This is a genomic window from Aneurinibacillus uraniidurans, from assembly GCF_028471905.1.
GTDB classification, from domain to species: domain Bacteria; phylum Bacillota; class Bacilli; order Aneurinibacillales; family Aneurinibacillaceae; genus Aneurinibacillus; species Aneurinibacillus uraniidurans.
In genome coordinates this window covers 3,391,637-3,410,068 of record NZ_CP116902.1, presented here as the reverse complement: position 1 = coordinate 3,410,068, position 18,432 = coordinate 3,391,637, and the positions used below count along the sequence as shown (strand labels likewise).

The following is an 18,432-nucleotide window of genomic DNA, read 5'->3' as shown; positions in this document are numbered from 1 at the left end:
TTTTTATACTTATATAGCTTTCTGTTTGGATAACATAAGGGCCCCTACAATGCCGATAGAAGCAAACAGGGCTGGAATAATAAAGGCTACAGCATATGCCTGCTGACTGTGAAGTCCGATTCGGTCAAACACAAGCCCCATAATAGGGGGAAGCAGCACGGCGCTGAAAAATCCACCTGTATTGGCGAGCCCGGTTAGCGCACCGACCTGCGCTACAGGGAAATTCTCTCGAATCGAGGCGAACGTAAGGGTGCTGGTGCCGATTCCAAAACCAAGCGCAATAAACAGGACATATACAAGTGCAAGCGGCGGGTGCGCTTTGGTGAGAAGGAACATACTCCATACGGTAACGTTCAGTACTTGTAGCCAGATATAAGGTGCTCGACAATTGCCAGCTCGGGCGGCCATCCAACCGGACAATGGACCACCTGCGACTGCGCTAATGAGTGCCAGGCCAAGAATAGACGCGGCTTCTGCGCGACTGATTCCATACATATCAAGCAAATATGGAACGGCCCACACACTGGTAAATCCAACATATGTACCTATGATTCCGAAGTGGCACAGAAATGGTCCCCATGCAGTCCGCTTCCGGATCAGTGTGGCGAATTCTCGCAGTGTGACTGCTGGATGCAAGTTCGCAGCATCAGTAGGAAACAGCATATCTCGGCGGTTAAATCCCCGGTACATGATTAGCGCATGTACAAGCAGGATGATGCCCATGCAGGTGAACGGCAGTCGCCAGCCGGAAGCGGTAACCCACCAGGCAAGTGGCATGGTCGTCAGCATATTGCCAAGGCTGCCCATCGCTCCCGTCATGCCAATCATTGTCGAGAATGAAAGAGGCTCAAACGCTTTTCCGAGAATCAGTACACAATTTACCCAGATGAACGCATCACCAAATCCAATCAATGCACGGGTTGCAAATAAAAGCGGCAGACTGTCTGCTATACTGTAGAGAATTGTTCCGATACCACTTGCCAGAATACCTACGAGTAGCAGACGGGCCGGGCCGAGACGAGCAGCCCACAGCCCGATCGGAATTTGCAGGCCTGCATACATGACAAATTGAAACGTACTCATAAGACCTAATGTAGAAGCAGATATATGGAATTCAGCCAGAAGTTGATCACTAATGATGCCGGGTGCTGTCCGCTGACTGACAATAAGCAGATACGCAAAGGACACGAGAAACCAAAGCATACGAGCTTGATTCTTCGGCTGCGGAATCGTCTTCTGTACGGAAGCAGATACGGAAGAAGGCATAGGGAGTCTCCTTTTATATACATGTATTTCGTTTTATTATACAACTAATACGAGGAGGGGTTTGCATGAGTATTTATGATTTTTCAGCCAAAACGATTACTGGAGAAGAGAAGTCACTTGCCGACTATAAAGGCAGCGTTCTACTTATTGTAAATACAGCGAGCAAATGTGGATTTACTCCGCAGTATAAAGGATTGCAGGCGTTGTATGAGAAATATCACAAGCAAAACTTCGAAGTGCTTGGATTTCCGTGCAACCAGTTCATGAAGCAGGAGCCAGGAACGGAGGCGGATATTCAACAGTTCTGTGAGTTGAATTATGGTGTGACCTTCCCGATGTTTGCGAAGGTTGATGTAAAGGGAGTAAATGCGCATCCACTGTTTGCTTATTTGACGAAACAGGCACCGGGCATTTTGTCAGAAGCTGTGAAGTGGAATTTCACGAAAGTTCTTGTCGGTCGCAATGGAGAGGTAATCAAGCGCTATGCACCGACAACAGCCCCGGAAGCGATCGCGGGGGATATTGAGGCTATATTATAGAAGAAATCGGAACGAATGTGGAGTGGGATCAACCTGCTCCACATTTTTTAGTTCGAAAAATATTAAGAAAAAATTAAGAATATAACAAGGAACTTTCTTACAAAAATTCCGTATAATTCTTCGTGACTGATATGATATACAGAAGGGGAGAAGAGAATTGCGGAAAAAAATAATAATCGGCACCATTGTACTCGTGCTGGGTGCTGGTGGGGTAGCTGGGTATGCGGCGTTAGGAAATAAGCAGCCGAAAGGGGTACCGGTTACACTTGGCGCTGTTGTCCAAAAAGATATGGAAAACAAAATCATGACGACCGGACGCGTAAAAATGAAGCAGGAAATGACCGTATATGCAGGTGCGTCAGGACGTATTACATCGCTTGCCGTTGAAGAAGGAACTGTAGTGAAAAAAGGTCAGGTTGTCGGTATGATCGATACACAGGACATAGAAAACCAGCTTCTTGATATGGATAGCCAGCTGCTGGATGCAGCTGGACAAATTGTGGAAATCGATGCGCAGATTAAGCAAAAACAAGCTGAGATTGCAAAATTGAAAGCGAACACAGAGCCGCTGGAGATTTCCAAAGCTTCAGTTGTAGTCAAGCAAACAGAACAGGATTATGCCGGAGCTAAACGTGAGTATGAACGTATAAAACTGCTGGTGGAACAGGGAGTAGAAAAAAAGCAGGAACTTGATAAGGCCACAGATCGGCTGGATGAGAGTCGACTCAAGGTTCAAACCGCACGTTATGAACTTCAGCTCAAGCAGAAGGGGCCGAAGCCGGAAGATGTAAATACAGCTTATACAGAGCTTTCTGCTCTGCAAGTGAAAAAACAGAATGCCATTGCTAAAAAAGGTAGCGTCGAAAGAAAGCGGACGAATCTGGAAGCCCAAAAAGCGCAAACAGTCATTACGGCACCGATGGATGGAACGATTATTACTCGGAAAGCAAAGCAGGGGGAACAAGCAACCAAAGGTGGCGAACTGTTTACGATAGGTTCCGCAGGTGCGCTGTACATAGAAGCAGATATTAATGAAGCAGACAGTTCAAAAATCAACATCGGACAAGCTGCTATCATCGAGGGAAATGCACTCGGTAAAAAGAAAGTAAACGCCAGAATCACATCTGTTTCTCCAGTGGCTGTAACGACACAGGAAAAATCACAGGGTCAGCAGGAGGAAAAAGCAAAGCTTACTGCCAAGCTGGAATTGATCGAACCAGTTCCGGCACTACGGGCTGGATTTCGTGTCGATGTAACGATCGTGTATGAAAGCAGGAAGCAGGCGGTACAGGTGCCGATCGAAGCAATCCAGAAATCAGATAACGACAGCAAATCTTTCGTTTGGGTAAATGAAAACGGACGAGCGAAGAAAAAAGTGGTTGTGACAGGGATGGAAAATGAGCTGTTTGCGGAAGTCAAACAAGGATTACGTGCCGGTGATCAGATTATCACCAATCCAGGACCACAACTTAAAGAGCAGGAACCGATCATCGAATCTGTTCCAGAAAGTCCGGGGTTGAAGTAAGGATGACAGCCATGGTGGAAATTGCAGATATGTCGAAGGTGTACCGGACTGGACAGGAGGAAATTTATGCGATGAAGTGTGTGAGTACCGCGATTACCGAAGGAGAATTCGTCGCAGTGATGGGTCCGTCCGGTTCTGGGAAATCAACGTTTATGAATATGGTCGGCTGCCTGGATCAGCCAACAGATGGGCGTTATTTTCTAGACGGCATCGAAGTAACCAACCTGTCAGAGAAAGAATTGGCGCGGGTACGCAATGAAAAAATTGGCTTTGTATTTCAGACGTTTCATTTACTGCCGCGCTCTACAGCGCTGGCGAATGTTGAACTTCCGCTTCTATATGCTGGAGTAAATCGAAAAGAACGCAGGAAGCGAGCAGAAGAAGCCCTTGCCCGGGTTGGATTAGCGGAGCGAATGCAGCATAAGCCAAATGAGCTGTCAGGGGGGCAGCGACAGCGAGTGGCAATTGCCCGTGCGCTTGTAAACCGCCCCTCTATTATATTGGCGGATGAACCGACAGGAGCACTCGATTCGCGGACAAGCGTGGAGATTATGGGGATTTTTCAGGAATTGAATGACCAAGGCACGACCATTATTTTAGTTACACATGAGCATGACATCGCCATGTACGCAAAGCGCCTGATTCGGTTCCGGGACGGGATGATTATAGCGGATGATCCGGTGACAGAGCGCCTGTATGCTGCTGCACAGCAGGCCGGGGAGGTGCAGGCATGAGCATTCGGGAGAGTCTGTTTGTCGCACTTGATGGGATCAGAGCGAATAAGCTCCGATCGTTTTTGACGATGCTTGGCATCATTATTGGTATTGCGTCAGTTATCGCAATTATGACATTGGGACGCAGTGGACAGGCAGCGATTATCGGTGAGGTGAGCAAATTCGGAATTAGTAATTTTGATGTGTGGACCACATATGATACACAGGAGGAAGCGGACTCGAATGCGCTCCTTGTCGAGGATGCGGAATACTTGCCGCAGATCAGTCCGTATATCTCATCGATTGCTGCGTATATGGAGATGGGCCGCACAACTTTGTACAACCAGGATGGGAAGAAAAAGGCGGCGCGTGTAAGTGCAGTGACGGCTACGCTTCTGGATGTTAAATCAACCACCCGCGTCGTGCAGGGGCGATTTTTTACAGAGGAAGATGATAAGAGCCGCCGCGCGGTTATTGTACTGGATGAGAAGCTCGCTCGTGACTTGTTTGGCTCGCAGAATCCGATCGGACAGCGGGTGCGGTTCGAGAAGGTGAATGTCACCGTTATTGGACTTGTTCGGGAGGAGAAATTCCGGTTTGATAATTCGCAAGTACAGAATGCGTACGTACCGATTCGTTTTTTGCAGGACGTATATGGAACGAAAAGTGTGTCAAATCTGGAGGTAAAAGCAACAGGCAAAGAAGCGGTTACTCCAGCAATGCAGCAGGTAAAAAATTTTTTGAACCGAAAACATAATCATAAAGATTATTACCAGACTGTAAGCTTGGAAGATCAGATTGCTTCTTTTACAAAAGTAACAGACGTGATTACGCTTGTATTCAGTATTGTAGCGGGTATTTCATTGGTTGTAGGTGGAATCGGCGTCATGAATATTATGCTTGTATCGGTGACGGAGCGAACGCGGGAGATCGGCATTCGTAAGGCACTCGGGGCACGCCGACAACACATTCTACTTCAATTCTTACTCGAATCACTTATTCTGTCGCTCATCGGTGGCGCAATCGGAGTACTGCTTGGAGTTGGTGCTTCCGCTGCTGTATTCTTGTATGCAGATATGCCGTTCCTACTGTCATGGGAAGCGGTCATCATTGCGTTTTCTGTATCCAGCTCAATTGGGGTGTTCTTCGGCTTGTATCCAGCAAATAAGGCAGCAAAACTACATCCAATTGAAGCGCTTCGATACGAATAAGAAAGGACGTGGGCAAATGGCACGATATCACTGGCTTTCACTTGGTCTGACGACTGTGCTGGCTCTAACAGCAGCGGGCTGCGGCAATCTAACAGAGAAAACGTCTCCTTCTCCAGCACAGTCCACGGAACAGCAGGCCGAGCCTGTGTCCGGGCAGAACAATGCCAGCTACCTTGCTCCCTTGACTGGCCTGCCGGTTGATCACGAAATAAAGGATCGGGTTGTCATGGTCATGATTAACAATCACGGCAAGGCACGGCCGCAATCCGGGCTGGATCAGGCGGATATGGTGTACGAAATGCTAGAAGAAGGACTGATTACTCGCTTCATGGCATTCTATCAGAGTCATTCTCCCAAAATAGTCGGTCCAGTGCGCAGCATTCGCCCCTATAATGTCGAGCTTGGTCAGGGATTCGATGCGATTATGTCGCATGCAGGCGGCAGTGTTGCCGCTCTCTCCATGCTTAAAAGCGGGCAGTATGCCGACTTAGATGAGATTTATGCTTACAGTAAGGCATACTGGCGCGACAAATCCCGCCGTGCGCCGCACAACTTATACACGAGCATCGCCAAGCTGCGAGCAGGGGCGGAAGCGAAAGGCTACAATCTCGGCGGTACGACTCCGACCTTTTCCTTTCACACAACGGATGAACCAATGAACGGGAAGGTAGCGACCACCATTACCGTTACGTATTCGAAGCGCAACAATGCCGGATATGAATACGATGCTGCGACGAAGCAATATAAGCGTCTGACCGCAGGCAAACCGCATCTGGATAAAGAAACCGGCAAACAACTGACAGCGACCAATGTACTTGTAATTGCTGCGCATCATCGGACACTCGATCGAGAAGGACGACTTGAGATTGATACTACCGGGCCGGGGCAGGGTTACATGTTCCAGCGTGGCAAAGTTCTTCCGGTTACATGGGAACGCCGGGCTGATGGGGCAATCCGTGCCTACCAGAATGGTGTGGAAGTCAAATTATATCCGGGTACAACCTGGGTGAACGTTGTACCGGACACGCCGTCTCTAAAAGCGCATCTTAGCTTTAAGTAAGAATGGCTTACAGAAAACGTTTTCCTTGTCAAAAAGCAGGGAATTTCTTATTATAGACATAACGGCTGCTTTACTTCTTAACTTATGTAAAGTGTTGCCAAGTTAAAGTGTGAAATGGCAAGGGAACGGAGGGGTCACCCGTGCAATTGGATAAAATCAGGGGACGAGAACTGGAGCAATTATTTGAAGCGGTTCTTGCACTGGAGACGATGGAAGATTGCTACCTGTTTTTTGATGATTTGTGTACCGTTAATGAGATGAAATCAATGGCACAGCGCCTGGAAGTCGCACGCATGCTGCGAGAGAAACAGACGTATAGCCAGATTGAAGAAGAGACTGGCGCGAGCACGGCAACGATTTCGCGTGTGAAACGCTGTCTAAACTATGGAAACGGCGGCTATCTAGCGGCGCTGGAGCGACTAATTCCGAAACAAAAGTAACGAACAACAACCTCCCAAAGTAACGGGAGGTTTTTTCTTTTAATGGGGGAAGTAACCGAAACATAAAAAAAATGTAATGGGAAATAATACAACTACATCATTGTCAGAAGGAGGAGGGATTATGAAGAATTCCGAATCCATCACAGTATTTCAGCTCACATTATTAGGAATGACGGCAGTTGGTTTTAACAATCATGTCATTGTCATTCCGCCGTTAATCCAAGCTGCAGGAAGAGACTCATGGATGTCGGTCCTGATTTCATTTGGCTTCATGCTACTTTGGGGCTTTTTGTTCGTTTATATACATAAAAAAACGAGGCAGCAGCATCTATTCCTCTGGTTACAGCAGCATATCGGGAAGTTTTTCTCGATTGTGATCGTCATCAGCATTTGTTTGTATGTAGTCATTCTCGCAGCTTCTACGTTACGAGAAACGATTATATGGGCAAACATTGTTTTTTTACCAGCTACCCCTGTATGGGTTTTAGCTTTTCTGTTTATCTTGCTTTGTGTACTCACGGCAGCATCAGGACTGCGAACGGTGTCGATTATTAATGTATTTCTTTTATTTTTCATCATTATTCTTGGCTTTTTTGTGGCAACGGCCAATCTTCAATTCAAAGACTACTCGTTGATTTTGCCGCTATTAGAAAAAGGATATTCTCCTGTTTTCAAAGCGTCTATATATGCTGCATCAGGAATGATTGAACTTATTATGTTTTTATTTCTCCAGCAAAAAATTGATGCACCGATTCGCTACCGCCACTTTCTTGTGAATGCACTGCTCCTAACCGGATTAACGATAGGTCCATTGATTGGGGCGATTGCCGAATTCGGTCCAGTAGAAGCGTCCAGACAGCGATATCCTGCTTATGAAGAATGGGGGCTTGTCCAACTTGGACGTTTCGTCGAACATGTTGATTATCTATCCATTTACCAGTGGATGTCAGGTGCATTTATTCGGGTTTCGTTATTTCTATTTATCATGCTTGAGATCCTGAATCTAAAAGATAAAAGAAAAGTATGGTGGATTCTTCTTCCCGTTTTTGCTGTTCTTATGGGACTGACATTATTTCCAGTTAGTGATATGCAGTCTTATGAATTTTTGAAATCCATTTTGTTGCCATCCCTTTTGCTTTTTGTCGTTGGCTTGTCTGTTTTGCTTGGAGGTATTGTGATTATGACCCGGAATAAAGGAGGGAGACAACCAAATGGATGAGCAAGAAATTCGGGGCTTATTTGCCAAATGCTACGATGTTCAACTTCGAGATGTATTCTTCCTGGATAATCCCGTTCTCCTTGTGTACTGTCCGGCAATGATCAATGGCGAGATACTCAATACCTTGATTTTCGAACGATTGGACGTGTTTTTCAGACAAAATCAAGAGCTTACAGCAGACATTGTGCAAAAGGAGCTACATGTACCGGACCTGCAATCGATTAACAACAAGGACCAGGCAACAGCTGATGTGTTCTCCGGAAAGTTATTGCTTGTATTTAAACGAGAAAAATGGGTATTTTCTACAGATATTTCACATGTTCCGCAAAGGAATCCTGAGGAGACGAAGACAGAAGTCTCCATTAAAGGACCGCGGGATGACTTCATTGAGGATATTGCAATAAATGTAGCTTTAATTCGTAAGCGCTTACGTACGGATACACTCTGTTATGAACAGGTTGAAATTGGCAGGCGTACAAGAACAAAAGTCGGCATTCTATATATGGACGACATTGCCAGCAAAGAAATCTTGCAGCAAATTCAGGACAAGCTTCATGCGATCGACATTGATGGCATCTATAGCGGCAATCAATTACACGAATTAATTACCGAAAATCCGTATCCTTTTTTTCCGAAATATCAGTATACGGGGCGTCCTGATTTCGCTGTTCAATCGCTGCTTAGCGGCCGCTTTCTTTTATTGGTGGATGGTGTGTCATATGTAATGATTATACCGACGAATCTGTTTCTGCTGCTTAAAACAGGGGAGGATACGGAGTACACGTTTGCTTACAATTCATTTGAAAGAATTATGAGGATCGCTGGTTTGGCAGCGGCCACGTTTTTACCTGGATTTTGGGTCGCACTGACCGCTTTTCATCAAAATCAGCTTCCGTTTACTTTACTGGCGACCGTTGTGGAAGCACGAAGAGGAGTTCCGCTTCCTAGTGGATTAGAGGCAGTTCTGATGCTTATTTTGTTTGAGTTATTCAGGGAGGCTGGGATGAGACTTCCGCTTGCTATCGGTCAGACGTTGAGCGTAGTGGGTGGACTTATTATTGGAGATGCTGCGATTCGCGCCGGGCTTACCAGTCCTGCGATGCTGGTCATTATCGGTGCCTCTACAGTCGCCACTTTTACTCTTGCCAACCAATCGCTCGTTGGAACGATCACGTTATTACGATTTTTTGTGCTTTCCTTTGCTGCCGCATTAGGCTTTTTCGGTTATTTCCTTTCCGTTTACTTTATCTTTCTTTATGTAGCGAACATTCGAACATTTGGTGTGCCGTATCTTGAACTTGCCACTCGTTTGAATACAATGAATATCCTAAAAGCAATTTTTCGCTTGCCTGCACAAAAGTTTTTTAGTCGTCCGCGTACACTCGATCCACGAGATCCGACCCGAATGAGAAGGAGAAAGTCATAATGAGACATTGGAAGTTTATGGCCATTATCGTTATTCTTTTTCCTTTATTAGCTGGATGCCTGGATTCGAATGAACCGGAGCAGATGGTTTATATACATGGTTTAGGAGTGGATTATAAAAAGGGTCGCTATATCATTTACTTACAAATGGTTAACTTGGGAAAGTTAGCAAAGTCCGAAGTAGGCGGGGGGGAGAAAATGCAAATGGAAGTGGGCCGTGCTTCTGGCAAAAGTATGGACGAGGCCTTGTTTGCTTTATACAAATCTATACAACGAAAGGTATTCTGGGGACATTTGAGTTTTATTGTGTTTACAGAAGAAGCGCTTAAAAATAAGGCGCTAAACGATACGATTGATCTGTTTGATCGTTATCGGGAAACACGGTATCGGATCTGGATGTTCAGTACGAAAGGAGATGTCAAACAGTTGTTACTTTCGTCTCCAATGCTTGGCATCTCCACAGCCCTTACCAGAGTTGCAGAGCCTAGAGGTAGTTACGACCAGAGCTCTATTCTTAAGCCGATGAATATGAGGGAATTAATCATGCAGCTGGATGAACCAGGGTATAACGCGGTCATACCAACTGTCAGTATAGCGAAGAATACTTGGCAATCTAACGAAAAGAAACGAGCTGCCATTCAGGCAGACGGTGTAGCGATCATTACACCTCGTAAGCTGCAAGGTTTCATTTCGAGTAATGATGTAAAGGGACTGCGGTGGATGACAGAAGAATCGAAGCGGAATGGACTTCTGCTGAAAAAAAAGGGGAGGCGAGCAGCTTATGTTCTTCTGCTTAGCCCTAGTGTTACCATTCAGCCAGAAGTAAAAAATCAGGATGTGTATTTTACGATCAAGATCAAGGTTTCCGGTTACGTCAATGAAATCGACCAGAAAATAAGTGAAGAATTTTTGTGTCGGGAAGCAGAGAAAGTGATCGAAAAAGAGGTACAACAAACGTACCTCAAGGGTCTGGAGCTTGATGCGGATGTATATCGCTTGTCGAATACCCTGTACAAAAAAAATGTGGACGCTTGGAAAAAAGTCGCGAAAAATGGCGTGATACCGTTACGCAAAGACTCGATTTCTGTTCAAGCACAAGTCAAGATTAGGCACGTTGGAAAGCAGCGACTTAGGCCTACGATTCAGTAATAACATAAAAGTCAGCCGGTCATAGTGACTGGCTTTTCTTGTTTCCACTTCTTTTTTACCGTACTGTGGTTCGAGTATAATGGAGAGCAGACATGAATTGAGGAGGACAACAAACGTGGAGATGTACACCTGGCAGCACGTATTTAAACTAGACCCGGACAAGGAGATTAGCGACGATGCGTTAGAAGCGGTATGTGAGTCCGGGACAGATGCGATTATCGTGGGCGGAACGACGAATGTAACGTTTGACAACACGATTGATCTGTTAAGTCGTATTCGACGCTATGCCCTGCCGTGCGCACTCGAAGTGTCTAATATGGATTCAATTGTACCGGGCTTTGACTTTTATTTTGTACCGCTTGTCCTGAATGCGCAAAATCCAGACTGGATTCTGGGTGCACATGTGCAAGGCTTGAAGGAACATGGCCCGTTTATTAGATGGGAAGAAGTAGCGGTAGAAGGCTATGTTGTCTGCAATCCAGACTCTACGGTAGCACAGTTAACAGAAAGCCGTACGGAGATCGATGAGGATACGATGAAAGCATATGCTCGCCTGGCAGATCAGATGCTCCGCCTGCCTGTACTCTATATTGAATACAGTGGTACATACGGGAATCCTGAGATGGTGAAAGCAGCTCGTAAAGTTGTGCAGAACAGCCAGATTTTTTACGGGGGCGGTATTCAAACGCCAGAGCAGGCACAGGAGATGGCACAATGGGCGGATACTGTAGTCATTGGTAATGTAGTATATGAAAATATCGAACGTGCGCTCGCAACAGTAGAGGCTGTAAAGCGTCAAAAATGATATAATCAAAGGATATTGATGGAGAGTGAAAGGGGTTTTTAACCTTGTTTATACAGGAAAATGATCCGCTTGCGGGCTTAAATCCGCAGCAGCGGGAAGCAGTGCTTGCCACAGATGGCCCACTGCTGCTGCTTGCCGGGGCGGGGAGCGGAAAGACCCGCGTGCTGACGCAGCGGATCGCGTATTTATTGAAAGAAAAAAATGTCGTGCCGTGGAGTATTCTCGCCATTACCTTTACAAATAAGGCGGCGCGTGAAATGAAGGAACGGATCTCGTCCATTGTTGGCCCGGATGCAGAAGATATCTGGATTTCTACGTTCCACTCCATGTGTGTACGTATCTTGCGCCGTGACATTGACCGTTTGGGATATAACCGGAACTTCACCATTCTTGATTCGAGTGATCAGTTGTCAGTCGTGAAGCAGTGCGAGAAAGACTTAAACATCGATCCGAAAAAATATGATCCACGTGCTGTACTGGGCATCATCAGCAGCGCCAAGAACGAGCTGAAAACAGCAGAACAGTGCGCAGATATGATCGTCGGTCCGGTTGAGCAGGTCGCCTACAAAGTATATACACAGTACCAGAAAAAGCTGAAAAATAATAACTCACTTGATTTTGATGACTTGATCATGAAAACAATTGAGCTGTTTAAAGCTGAACCGGAAGTGCTGGAATTCTATCAGAAAAAATTCCGTCATATTCACGTTGACGAGTATCAAGATACGAACCGCGCCCAGTATATGCTTGTTAAAATGCTTGCATCCGCCTCTAAAAATATCTGCGTTGTCGGAGACTCGGATCAGTCTATCTATCGCTGGCGTGGGGCGGACATTACGAATATCTTAAATTTCGAAAAGGATTACCCGAACGCTCGAGTGATTCTGCTGGAGCAGAATTATCGTTCGACTAAGAAGATTCTCGAAGCGGCTAACTATGTCATTAAGAATAATGTGGGCCGCAAAGCGAAAAATCTGTGGACAGATAACGATGAAGGGGCAAACATTCGTTATTATACGGCGGATAGTGAGCATACAGAAGCGTATTACATCGTAGGTCAGATCCAGAAGGCGATCGAGAATGGTCGTCAGTACCGGGATGTGGCGGTTTTGTATCGAACAAATGCTCAGTCACGGGTTGTGGAGGAAGTGTTCGTTAAGTCAAACATCCCGTACAACATCGTCGGCGGCACGAAGTTCTACGACCGCAAAGAGATTAAAGATATGCTTGCGTACTTACGTCTCATCTCCAACCCGGATGATGACTTAAGCTTAACGCGCATCATTAATGTGCCGAAGCGAGGCATTGGGGCAAGTACGGTCGAGAAGATCGCCGCGTATGCCACACAGCACGGTCTGTCCATGTACCAGGCGATTCAGGAAGTGGACCAGATGGGACTATCCGCTCGTGCAGCAGGCCTTGTCACGGGGTTTGCTCGCCTTGTATCGGAGCTTGGGAGCATGCAGGAATACGTGAGTGTAACCGAGTTAGCAGAAGAAGTGCTTAATCGGACGGAATATAAGGAAGAGTTGCGCCGGGAAGGAACACTTGAAGCACGCAGCCGCCTGGAGAATATCGACGAGTTTCTGTCCGTGACGATGGAATTCGAGCGGACGAGTGAAGACAAGACGCTTGTCGCATTTCTCACCGATCTCGCACTTGTCGCTGACATCGACAAGCTGGATGAGACAGAAGAGGACAAAGGCAATGCGGTTGTTCTGATGACATTGCACAGTGCCAAAGGATTGGAGTTCCCGATGGTGTTCCTGGTCGGGATGGAGGAAGGCATCTTCCCACATTCTCGTGCTTTGATGGAAGAGGCGGAGATGGAAGAAGAACGCCGGCTTGCATATGTTGGCATTACCCGTGCCGAGCAGGAACTATTCCTGACGCGGGCACTTATGCGGACATTGTACGGTCAGACCAAAATGAATTCACCGTCTCGTTTTATTGAAGAAATTCCTGAGCATTTGCTAGAAGCCGAAGGAAGTGTGCAGCAGCGGATCGCAAGCCGCTATGGCAGCACGGGTACGGCTTCGCGCGGCAGCTCGTACGGTAGCAATAGCAGTATGTCTGCTCCACGCACAGGGGTTGTCCCGATGCGACGTGCATCCAGTACTACTTCTACACCATCGTCTGGCGGGACGGATATGTCCGTAGATTGGAAAGCGGGCGAGAAAGTGAAGCATAGCAAATGGGGAGAAGGCACCATTGTGTCGACGAAGGGAAGCGGACAGGATCTAGAGCTAACCATTGCATTCCCGAATCCGGTTGGCATTAAGAAGCTGCTGGCTAAATTCGCCCCGGTGGAAAAAGCGTAACGGAGGAATGTCTATGGACCGAACGGAAGCAACCGCACGCGTTGAAGAGCTGCGTGCTACAATTGAGCGGCATAATTATTTGTATTATGTCAAAGATGAACCAGCTATTGCAGATTATGAATACGACAAGTTGATGCAGGAGCTGATCCAGATCGAAGGAGAGTTTCCCGAGCTTATTACAGCTGAATCGCCGACCCAGCGCGTCGGAGGGACGCCGCTTTCCTCTTTCGATAAAGTGGAGCACCGCATTCCGATGCTTAGTTTAAGCAATGCATTTAACGCGCAAGATTTGCGAGAGTTTGATCGTCGTGTGCAGCAGGGGATCGGTACAGAACAGCCGGTACGCTATGTGTGCGAATTAAAGATTGACGGGCTGGCTGTTTCCCTGCGCTATGAGAACGGACGATTCGTGCAGGGAGCGACACGCGGGGATGGAAAAACAGGCGAGGATATTACGCAGAATCTGCGCACCATCCGTTCGCTGCCTTTAGTGCTCAAGCAGCCGCTCAGCATTGAAGTTCGCGGGGAAGCCTATATGCCGCGGAGCGCATTCGAGCGGCTCAATCATGAGCGGACCGAACGGGAAGAAGCGTTGTTTGCCAATCCGCGCAACGCCGCCGCAGGTTCCCTGCGCCAGCTTGATCCAAAAATCGCCGCAGAGCGCTCGCTAGATGTATTCCTGTATTCGATGGTCGGGGACGAAGGGCTTCCTGCCTCTTCCCACAGCGGTGCGCTTGCATTAATGGAAGAGCTTGGTTTCAAGGTAAACCCGGAGCGGCGTGTATTTGATGGAATCGAAGCGGTCATTTCGTTTATCGAGGGCTGGACAGATCGACGCAGTGAACTTGCCTATGACATTGATGGCATGGTTGTAAAAGTGGACAGCTTCGCTTATCAGGACGAACTTGGCTTCACCGCCAAAAGCCCGCGCTGGGCGATTGCATATAAGTTTCCGGCAGAAGAGGCGGTGACTGTCCTTCGGGATATCGAAATTACAGTCGGTCGCACAGGTGCGATCACGCCGACGGCTATTCTAAATCCGGTCAGTTTGGCTGGTACAACGGTGGAGCGGGCTTCTCTGCACAACGAAGACATTATTCGTGAGAAGGGGATTATGCTCGGGGATCATGTCATCGTCAAAAAGGCAGGCGATATTATCCCACAAATCGTCGGTGTGAAAACAGAGATGCGTGATGGCAGCGAACAGCCATATCAGATGCCCACTCACTGTCCGGCATGTAACAGCGAGCTCGTCCGCCTGGAAGAAGAAGTAGCCCTGCGCTGTATCAATCCGCAGTGTTCGGCGCAGATTCGTGAAGGAATCATTCACTTCGTCTCCCGCAATGCGATGAACATTGACGGGGTAGGTGAGAAAGTCGTCAAACAGCTGCATGAGCACGAATTAATCCACAGTGTGGCTGACCTATACAATTTGGAACGGGATAAGCTGCTCGAGCTAGAACGCATGGGTGAGAAGTCGGTTGACAACATGCTGGCAGCGATTGAGAAAAGTAAAGAGAATTCATTAGAGCGCCTACTGTTTGGACTTGGTATCCGCTTCGTTGGCGAGAAGGCAGCCAGCATTTTGGCTCGTCACTTCGGCACGATGGATCGCCTGCGCGAAGCGACAGAAGAAGAGTTGACTGCTGTTCATGAGATCGGTACGAAAATGGCGGAAAGCATCGTGAAATATTTTGCCAAGCCGGAAGTGACGGAGACGATTGAGCGCTTGCGATCAGCAGGTGTTACTATGGAATACAAGGGCCTGCGTGTAGAGGACATTCCGACAGATTCCCCATTCTCCGGGAAGACGATTGTACTGACAGGAACACTTGAGCAGATCACACGTAAAGAAGCACAGCAGATAATCGAAGCGCGTGGTGGCAAAGTGTCGGGAAGCGTTAGTAAGAAAACAGATCTCGTCGTTGCAGGTGAAGCAGCCGGTTCAAAACTAGTGAAAGCGAATGAACTAGGCATTCAAGTAATTGATGAAGCAACATTTTTAGCATGGATACGTTCGTAACGAGATAGAGGTAGCGGTCTTTAAAGTGGAGATGGCAGGATAAAAAAAGGGTGTGGAGAGACCAATGGTTTCCCACACCTATTTTTAATTATTGATTGTAACGTGTAACCAGTTGATCAATTCTTTCATAGATTTTGGTGGCAATTGCTTGTTTTGAAAACTGAGGAAACAACGTCTGCCTCGCTTTTATTCCCTTCTGTTTTGCTTGCTGCGGATTCTCATAGATAAAGCGCAGTAAGTGCCGTAAATGCTCGACACTTGGAAGTGCCCATTGATGACCGTGGAAATGAGGGGGCATGCTATCCTTTTCAATAGAAGTGAGCCGTTCCACATCAATTAAATAGCTGTTTTCATCATTCATGAAGTCTAGCTGCCCGCTCCATCTCGTTCCGATTGTCGGTAAATTCATAGCCATAGCTTCCATGTAGGGGCGTCCCCATCCTTCTCCCCGAGAAGGCAACACAAATGCATCCACTGATCCGTATAATTGAATCATTTCTTTTTCAGTCAGACGAGATTCAATCACATGAATATGTGGTAGTTTGCTAACCCCGAGTCTTTTGGCTACTTCCGCGATTTTAGTAAAAGGAGTCGCGTTTGGTTCGTTGATTTTGGACACCTTTAAGATAAGAGAAACATCGTCCTGTGCGCTGAATTCCGTAAAATAAGCTTCAAGCAGAAGATCCCATCCCTTTCGGATACTCCAATCAAAAACGGAGAGGAATTTAAACGTTTTACAATCTGGTAACGGATAGGGCCGTACGTCTGTTGGTGTATACAAGTTATCATCTAACGGTTCAGGGAGAATGAAAATTTTTTCACTTGGAATGCCAGCGGCGCAAAAAGTTTCATAATTAAACACAGAAGGAACCCAGATTTCCGTCATTTCCTTCAACATAGGAATCCAATCTCCAGGTACCGAATCCGTTTCAAACATTGTTCGGCCGATCGCGATAGGCGCAAGGGGTGTCGTGAAAAAATTAGCAGGTGACGCTTGATAATGAATCAATGGTTTTCCAACGGTTTGTTTCTGAAGCGTAGAGAAGTAATGATCCAGTTCAGACGATGAATGATTGGCTTCGTTTGGAGCATCAAGTGGAAAAAGCTTAATTTTTAATGGAAACGGTCGCAGCCCATCTAAAAAATGTCTCTGTTCTTCGGCATAACCACTGGCATTGAATAAAGGAGTTTGCCAGAGAATTTTATACGGTTTGGTAACGGTTTGTGGGGAGTTTCTTATATGCAGATAACACGTTTTGATGACATTCTGTACAGTAGATTGAAAATCAGGTTCCAGTTCCGCCATTATGCCAGATAGGTACAGGAAATGCTGGAGTGCAAAGGCGAACTCTTTTTGTTTGACAAGGATGATTCCGGCATTATATCGTGCCTCGATGGAGTTAGGATATACAGCAAGAATGCCCAGAAATTTTACCAGGGCCTCTGCATACAGCTCCTTATGGAACAAAGTCATCCCCTGGTTCAGTTCCTGTTCCACAATTTCCTCATGGGTTGCTTTCTGTGAAGAAGGGGTGATACATAATTGGTGCAGATGATGTGAAACCATCGCTTCGGTTTGTTTCCAGGTAAAAGAAGATAAAATTTTACGACTGGCGTTGCGTCCTTTTTCTTTCACGAGTGCCCGATTTTCGTAAGCAAATCTCATTGCTTTTCTTACGTCCGTTTCATCCATCGTAAACCACCACGGAAAATCAACGGTTTCTAAATGCCCTATCTTTTTTGGGGACAGCTTTTCTTCCTGGCACGGCAAGAGAAAGGCGGTGTTCTCATCACTAAAATCACTGCTTGGTCCAAGACATGGTGCGATGATGGGGGTTCCGCAGGCCATCGCCTCAATCATAGGAAGGCCAAAGCCTTCTCCGTGATACGGGTGCACAAGACAATCACATGTTTTGTACAGACTGGCCAGCTCATTGCTAGTTAAGTGCTCTTTTATATACAAAATATGTGGATGATGGGGATTGCGCCGTACGTCTTCAATTGTCTCCTCTAAAGTCATCCCTTTGTAGAAAGAATCGTTCCCCACATCTTTAATCACCAGACAAACATCTTCATGTGCCGTAAACTCCTCAAGGTAAGCATGTAACAGGAGATCAATTCCTTTACGGGCAATGGTTCCTCCAACAAATAGAAAAGCAAAAGATTTTTTTCCTTCTAGGTTCATTGTATCAACATCATAGTGAAAGGTACGATCATCTACACCGAGCGGAATGACCTTCACTTTACTTTTCGGAAGCCCAGATCGGACATAACACTCCTTGGTGTACGTGCTATTCACCCAGATTTCATCTACCCAATATTTCATTGGAATATACCAGTCTAGTGGAAGAGCACCGTACTCCCAGGGCTGCATACAAACCCATTTTTCGCTTGATGGTGGCGTGAAATCAGGCGGCCATTGATGGCGAACAGTAATATCAGCTACAGGAGGACATGTTTCTAGTAATTCAGTAGGAGAGCGAACATGCAGCTTAAATTGTTGATTGGTAGAAAGATGCTTGTATATGTTTTGATTGACAAGTGCAAAGCTGCTGCCAGTATCCCAGGGTCCTTCCCAAATGATGCTGTGTTGTGTTTTCAAATCGAACACCTCTTTGGTAAGCAGTTTATCTCCATCCATATTTCCTCGTTATCTTATGGCATGGCAGCGTAAATCGTGCCTGTTTTTCATAACACCTCTTCCTACCCGCCTTAATAGGATAAAGCATGGGAAAT

Annotated in this window: 14 protein-coding genes; 12 read left to right on the top strand and 2 right to left on the bottom strand. The window is 46.6% G+C overall.

Translation table 11 applies throughout. The features are described 5' to 3' along the window. Positions 1 to 9: 9 nt before the first annotated feature. Positions 10 to 1,266: an MFS transporter gene (locus PO771_RS17010; RefSeq protein ID WP_272560832.1), complete on the bottom strand. Its 1,257-nt coding sequence runs from the start codon at positions 1,264 to 1,266 to the stop codon at positions 10 to 12. A 65-nt stretch (positions 1,267 to 1,331) separates the two neighbouring features. Between PO771_RS17010 and PO771_RS17005 the strand changes: the two genes are divergently transcribed. The 12 genes from PO771_RS17005 to ligA all read left to right on the top strand — a co-directional run bounded on the left by PO771_RS17005 (position 1,332) and on the right by ligA (position 15,696). Further along, a complete protein-coding gene (locus PO771_RS17005; protein WP_272560831.1) occupies positions 1,332 to 1,805 on the top strand; it encodes a glutathione peroxidase in 474 nt (157 codons plus the stop codon). Positions 1,806 to 1,962: 157 nt separating this feature from the next. Beyond that, positions 1,963 to 3,330 (top strand): efflux RND transporter periplasmic adaptor subunit, encoded by a 1,368-nt coding sequence (locus PO771_RS17000; RefSeq protein WP_272560830.1) that lies wholly within the window; start codon positions 1,963 to 1,965, stop codon positions 3,328 to 3,330. A gap of 2 nt (positions 3,331 to 3,332) precedes the next feature. Next, positions 3,333 to 4,064, top strand: coding sequence for an ABC transporter ATP-binding protein (locus PO771_RS16995; protein WP_272560829.1), 732 nt, complete (start codon positions 3,333 to 3,335; stop codon positions 4,062 to 4,064). After that, complete coding sequence (locus PO771_RS16990; protein WP_272560828.1) at positions 4,061 to 5,254, top strand: ABC transporter permease; 1,194 nt, start codon at positions 4,061 to 4,063, stop codon at positions 5,252 to 5,254. The genes PO771_RS16995 and PO771_RS16990 overlap by 4 nt, the downstream gene beginning before the upstream one ends. Before the next feature lie 16 nt (positions 5,255 to 5,270). Continuing rightward, positions 5,271 to 6,314, top strand: a complete 1,044-nt coding sequence (locus PO771_RS16985; protein ID WP_272560827.1) for a DUF3048 domain-containing protein — start codon at positions 5,271 to 5,273, stop codon at positions 6,312 to 6,314. Between the two features lie 140 nt (positions 6,315 to 6,454). Continuing rightward, positions 6,455 to 6,754 (top strand): YerC/YecD family TrpR-related protein, encoded by a 300-nt coding sequence (locus tag PO771_RS16980; protein ID WP_272560826.1) that lies wholly within the window; start codon positions 6,455 to 6,457, stop codon positions 6,752 to 6,754. A 121-nt stretch (positions 6,755 to 6,875) separates the two neighbouring features. After that, positions 6,876 to 7,973, top strand: a complete 1,098-nt coding sequence (locus tag PO771_RS16975) for a GerAB/ArcD/ProY family transporter (RefSeq protein ID WP_272560825.1) — start codon at positions 6,876 to 6,878, stop codon at positions 7,971 to 7,973. After that, positions 7,966 to 9,399: a spore germination protein gene (locus PO771_RS16970; protein ID WP_272560824.1), complete on the top strand. Its 1,434-nt coding sequence runs from the start codon at positions 7,966 to 7,968 to the stop codon at positions 9,397 to 9,399. Before PO771_RS16975 ends, PO771_RS16970 begins: the two co-directional genes overlap by 8 nt. Beyond that, on the top strand, positions 9,399 to 10,547 hold the full coding sequence (locus PO771_RS16965) for a Ger(x)C family spore germination protein (RefSeq protein ID WP_272560822.1): 1,149 nt from the start codon (positions 9,399 to 9,401) through the stop codon (positions 10,545 to 10,547). The genes PO771_RS16970 and PO771_RS16965 overlap by 1 nt, the downstream gene beginning before the upstream one ends. Positions 10,548 to 10,668: 121 nt before the next feature. Further along, entirely contained in the window at positions 10,669 to 11,352 is a 684-nt protein-coding gene (pcrB, locus tag PO771_RS16960) for a heptaprenylglyceryl phosphate synthase (protein WP_272563201.1), read from the top strand. 44 nt (positions 11,353 to 11,396) lie between these two features. Then, entirely contained in the window at positions 11,397 to 13,673 is a 2,277-nt protein-coding gene (gene pcrA / locus PO771_RS16955; RefSeq protein ID WP_272560821.1) for a DNA helicase PcrA, read from the top strand. A 13-nt stretch (positions 13,674 to 13,686) separates the two neighbouring features. Next, positions 13,687 to 15,696: an NAD-dependent DNA ligase LigA gene (gene ligA, locus PO771_RS16950; protein ID WP_272560819.1), complete on the top strand. Its 2,010-nt coding sequence runs from the start codon at positions 13,687 to 13,689 to the stop codon at positions 15,694 to 15,696. A gap of 88 nt (positions 15,697 to 15,784) precedes the next feature. On the opposite strand, the gene PO771_RS16945 is transcribed toward ligA, so the two are convergent. Then, positions 15,785 to 18,298, bottom strand: coding sequence for a glycosyltransferase family 4 protein (locus PO771_RS16945; RefSeq protein ID WP_272560818.1), 2,514 nt, complete (start codon positions 18,296 to 18,298; stop codon positions 15,785 to 15,787). Between the last annotated feature and the right edge of the window lie 134 nt (positions 18,299 to 18,432).

What these genes read in the sequence shown, in the direction of transcription:
- pcrB (WP_272563201.1), top strand. Translation starts at nt 10,669, where the DNA reads ATGTACACCTGGCAGCACGTATTTAAACTAGACCCGGACAAGGAGATT.
- PO771_RS17005 (WP_272560831.1), top strand. Translation starts at nt 1,332, where the DNA reads ATGAGTATTTATGATTTTTCAGCCAAAACGATTACTGGAGAAGAGAAG.
- ligA (WP_272560819.1), top strand. Translation starts at nt 13,687, where the DNA reads ATGGACCGAACGGAAGCAACCGCACGCGTTGAAGAGCTGCGTGCTACA.
- PO771_RS16975 (WP_272560825.1), top strand. Translation starts at nt 6,876, where the DNA reads ATGAAGAATTCCGAATCCATCACAGTATTTCAGCTCACATTATTAGGA.
- PO771_RS16985 (WP_272560827.1), top strand. Translation starts at nt 5,271, where the DNA reads ATGGCACGATATCACTGGCTTTCACTTGGTCTGACGACTGTGCTGGCT.
- PO771_RS17010 (WP_272560832.1), bottom strand. Translation starts at nt 1,266, where the DNA reads ATGCCTTCTTCCGTATCTGCTTCCGTACAGAAGACGATTCCGCAGCCG.
- PO771_RS16995 (WP_272560829.1), top strand. Translation starts at nt 3,333, where the DNA reads ATGACAGCCATGGTGGAAATTGCAGATATGTCGAAGGTGTACCGGACT.
- PO771_RS16970 (WP_272560824.1), top strand. Translation starts at nt 7,966, where the DNA reads ATGGATGAGCAAGAAATTCGGGGCTTATTTGCCAAATGCTACGATGTT.
- PO771_RS16990 (WP_272560828.1), top strand. Translation starts at nt 4,061, where the DNA reads ATGAGCATTCGGGAGAGTCTGTTTGTCGCACTTGATGGGATCAGAGCG.
- PO771_RS16965 (WP_272560822.1), top strand. Translation starts at nt 9,399, where the DNA reads ATGAGACATTGGAAGTTTATGGCCATTATCGTTATTCTTTTTCCTTTA.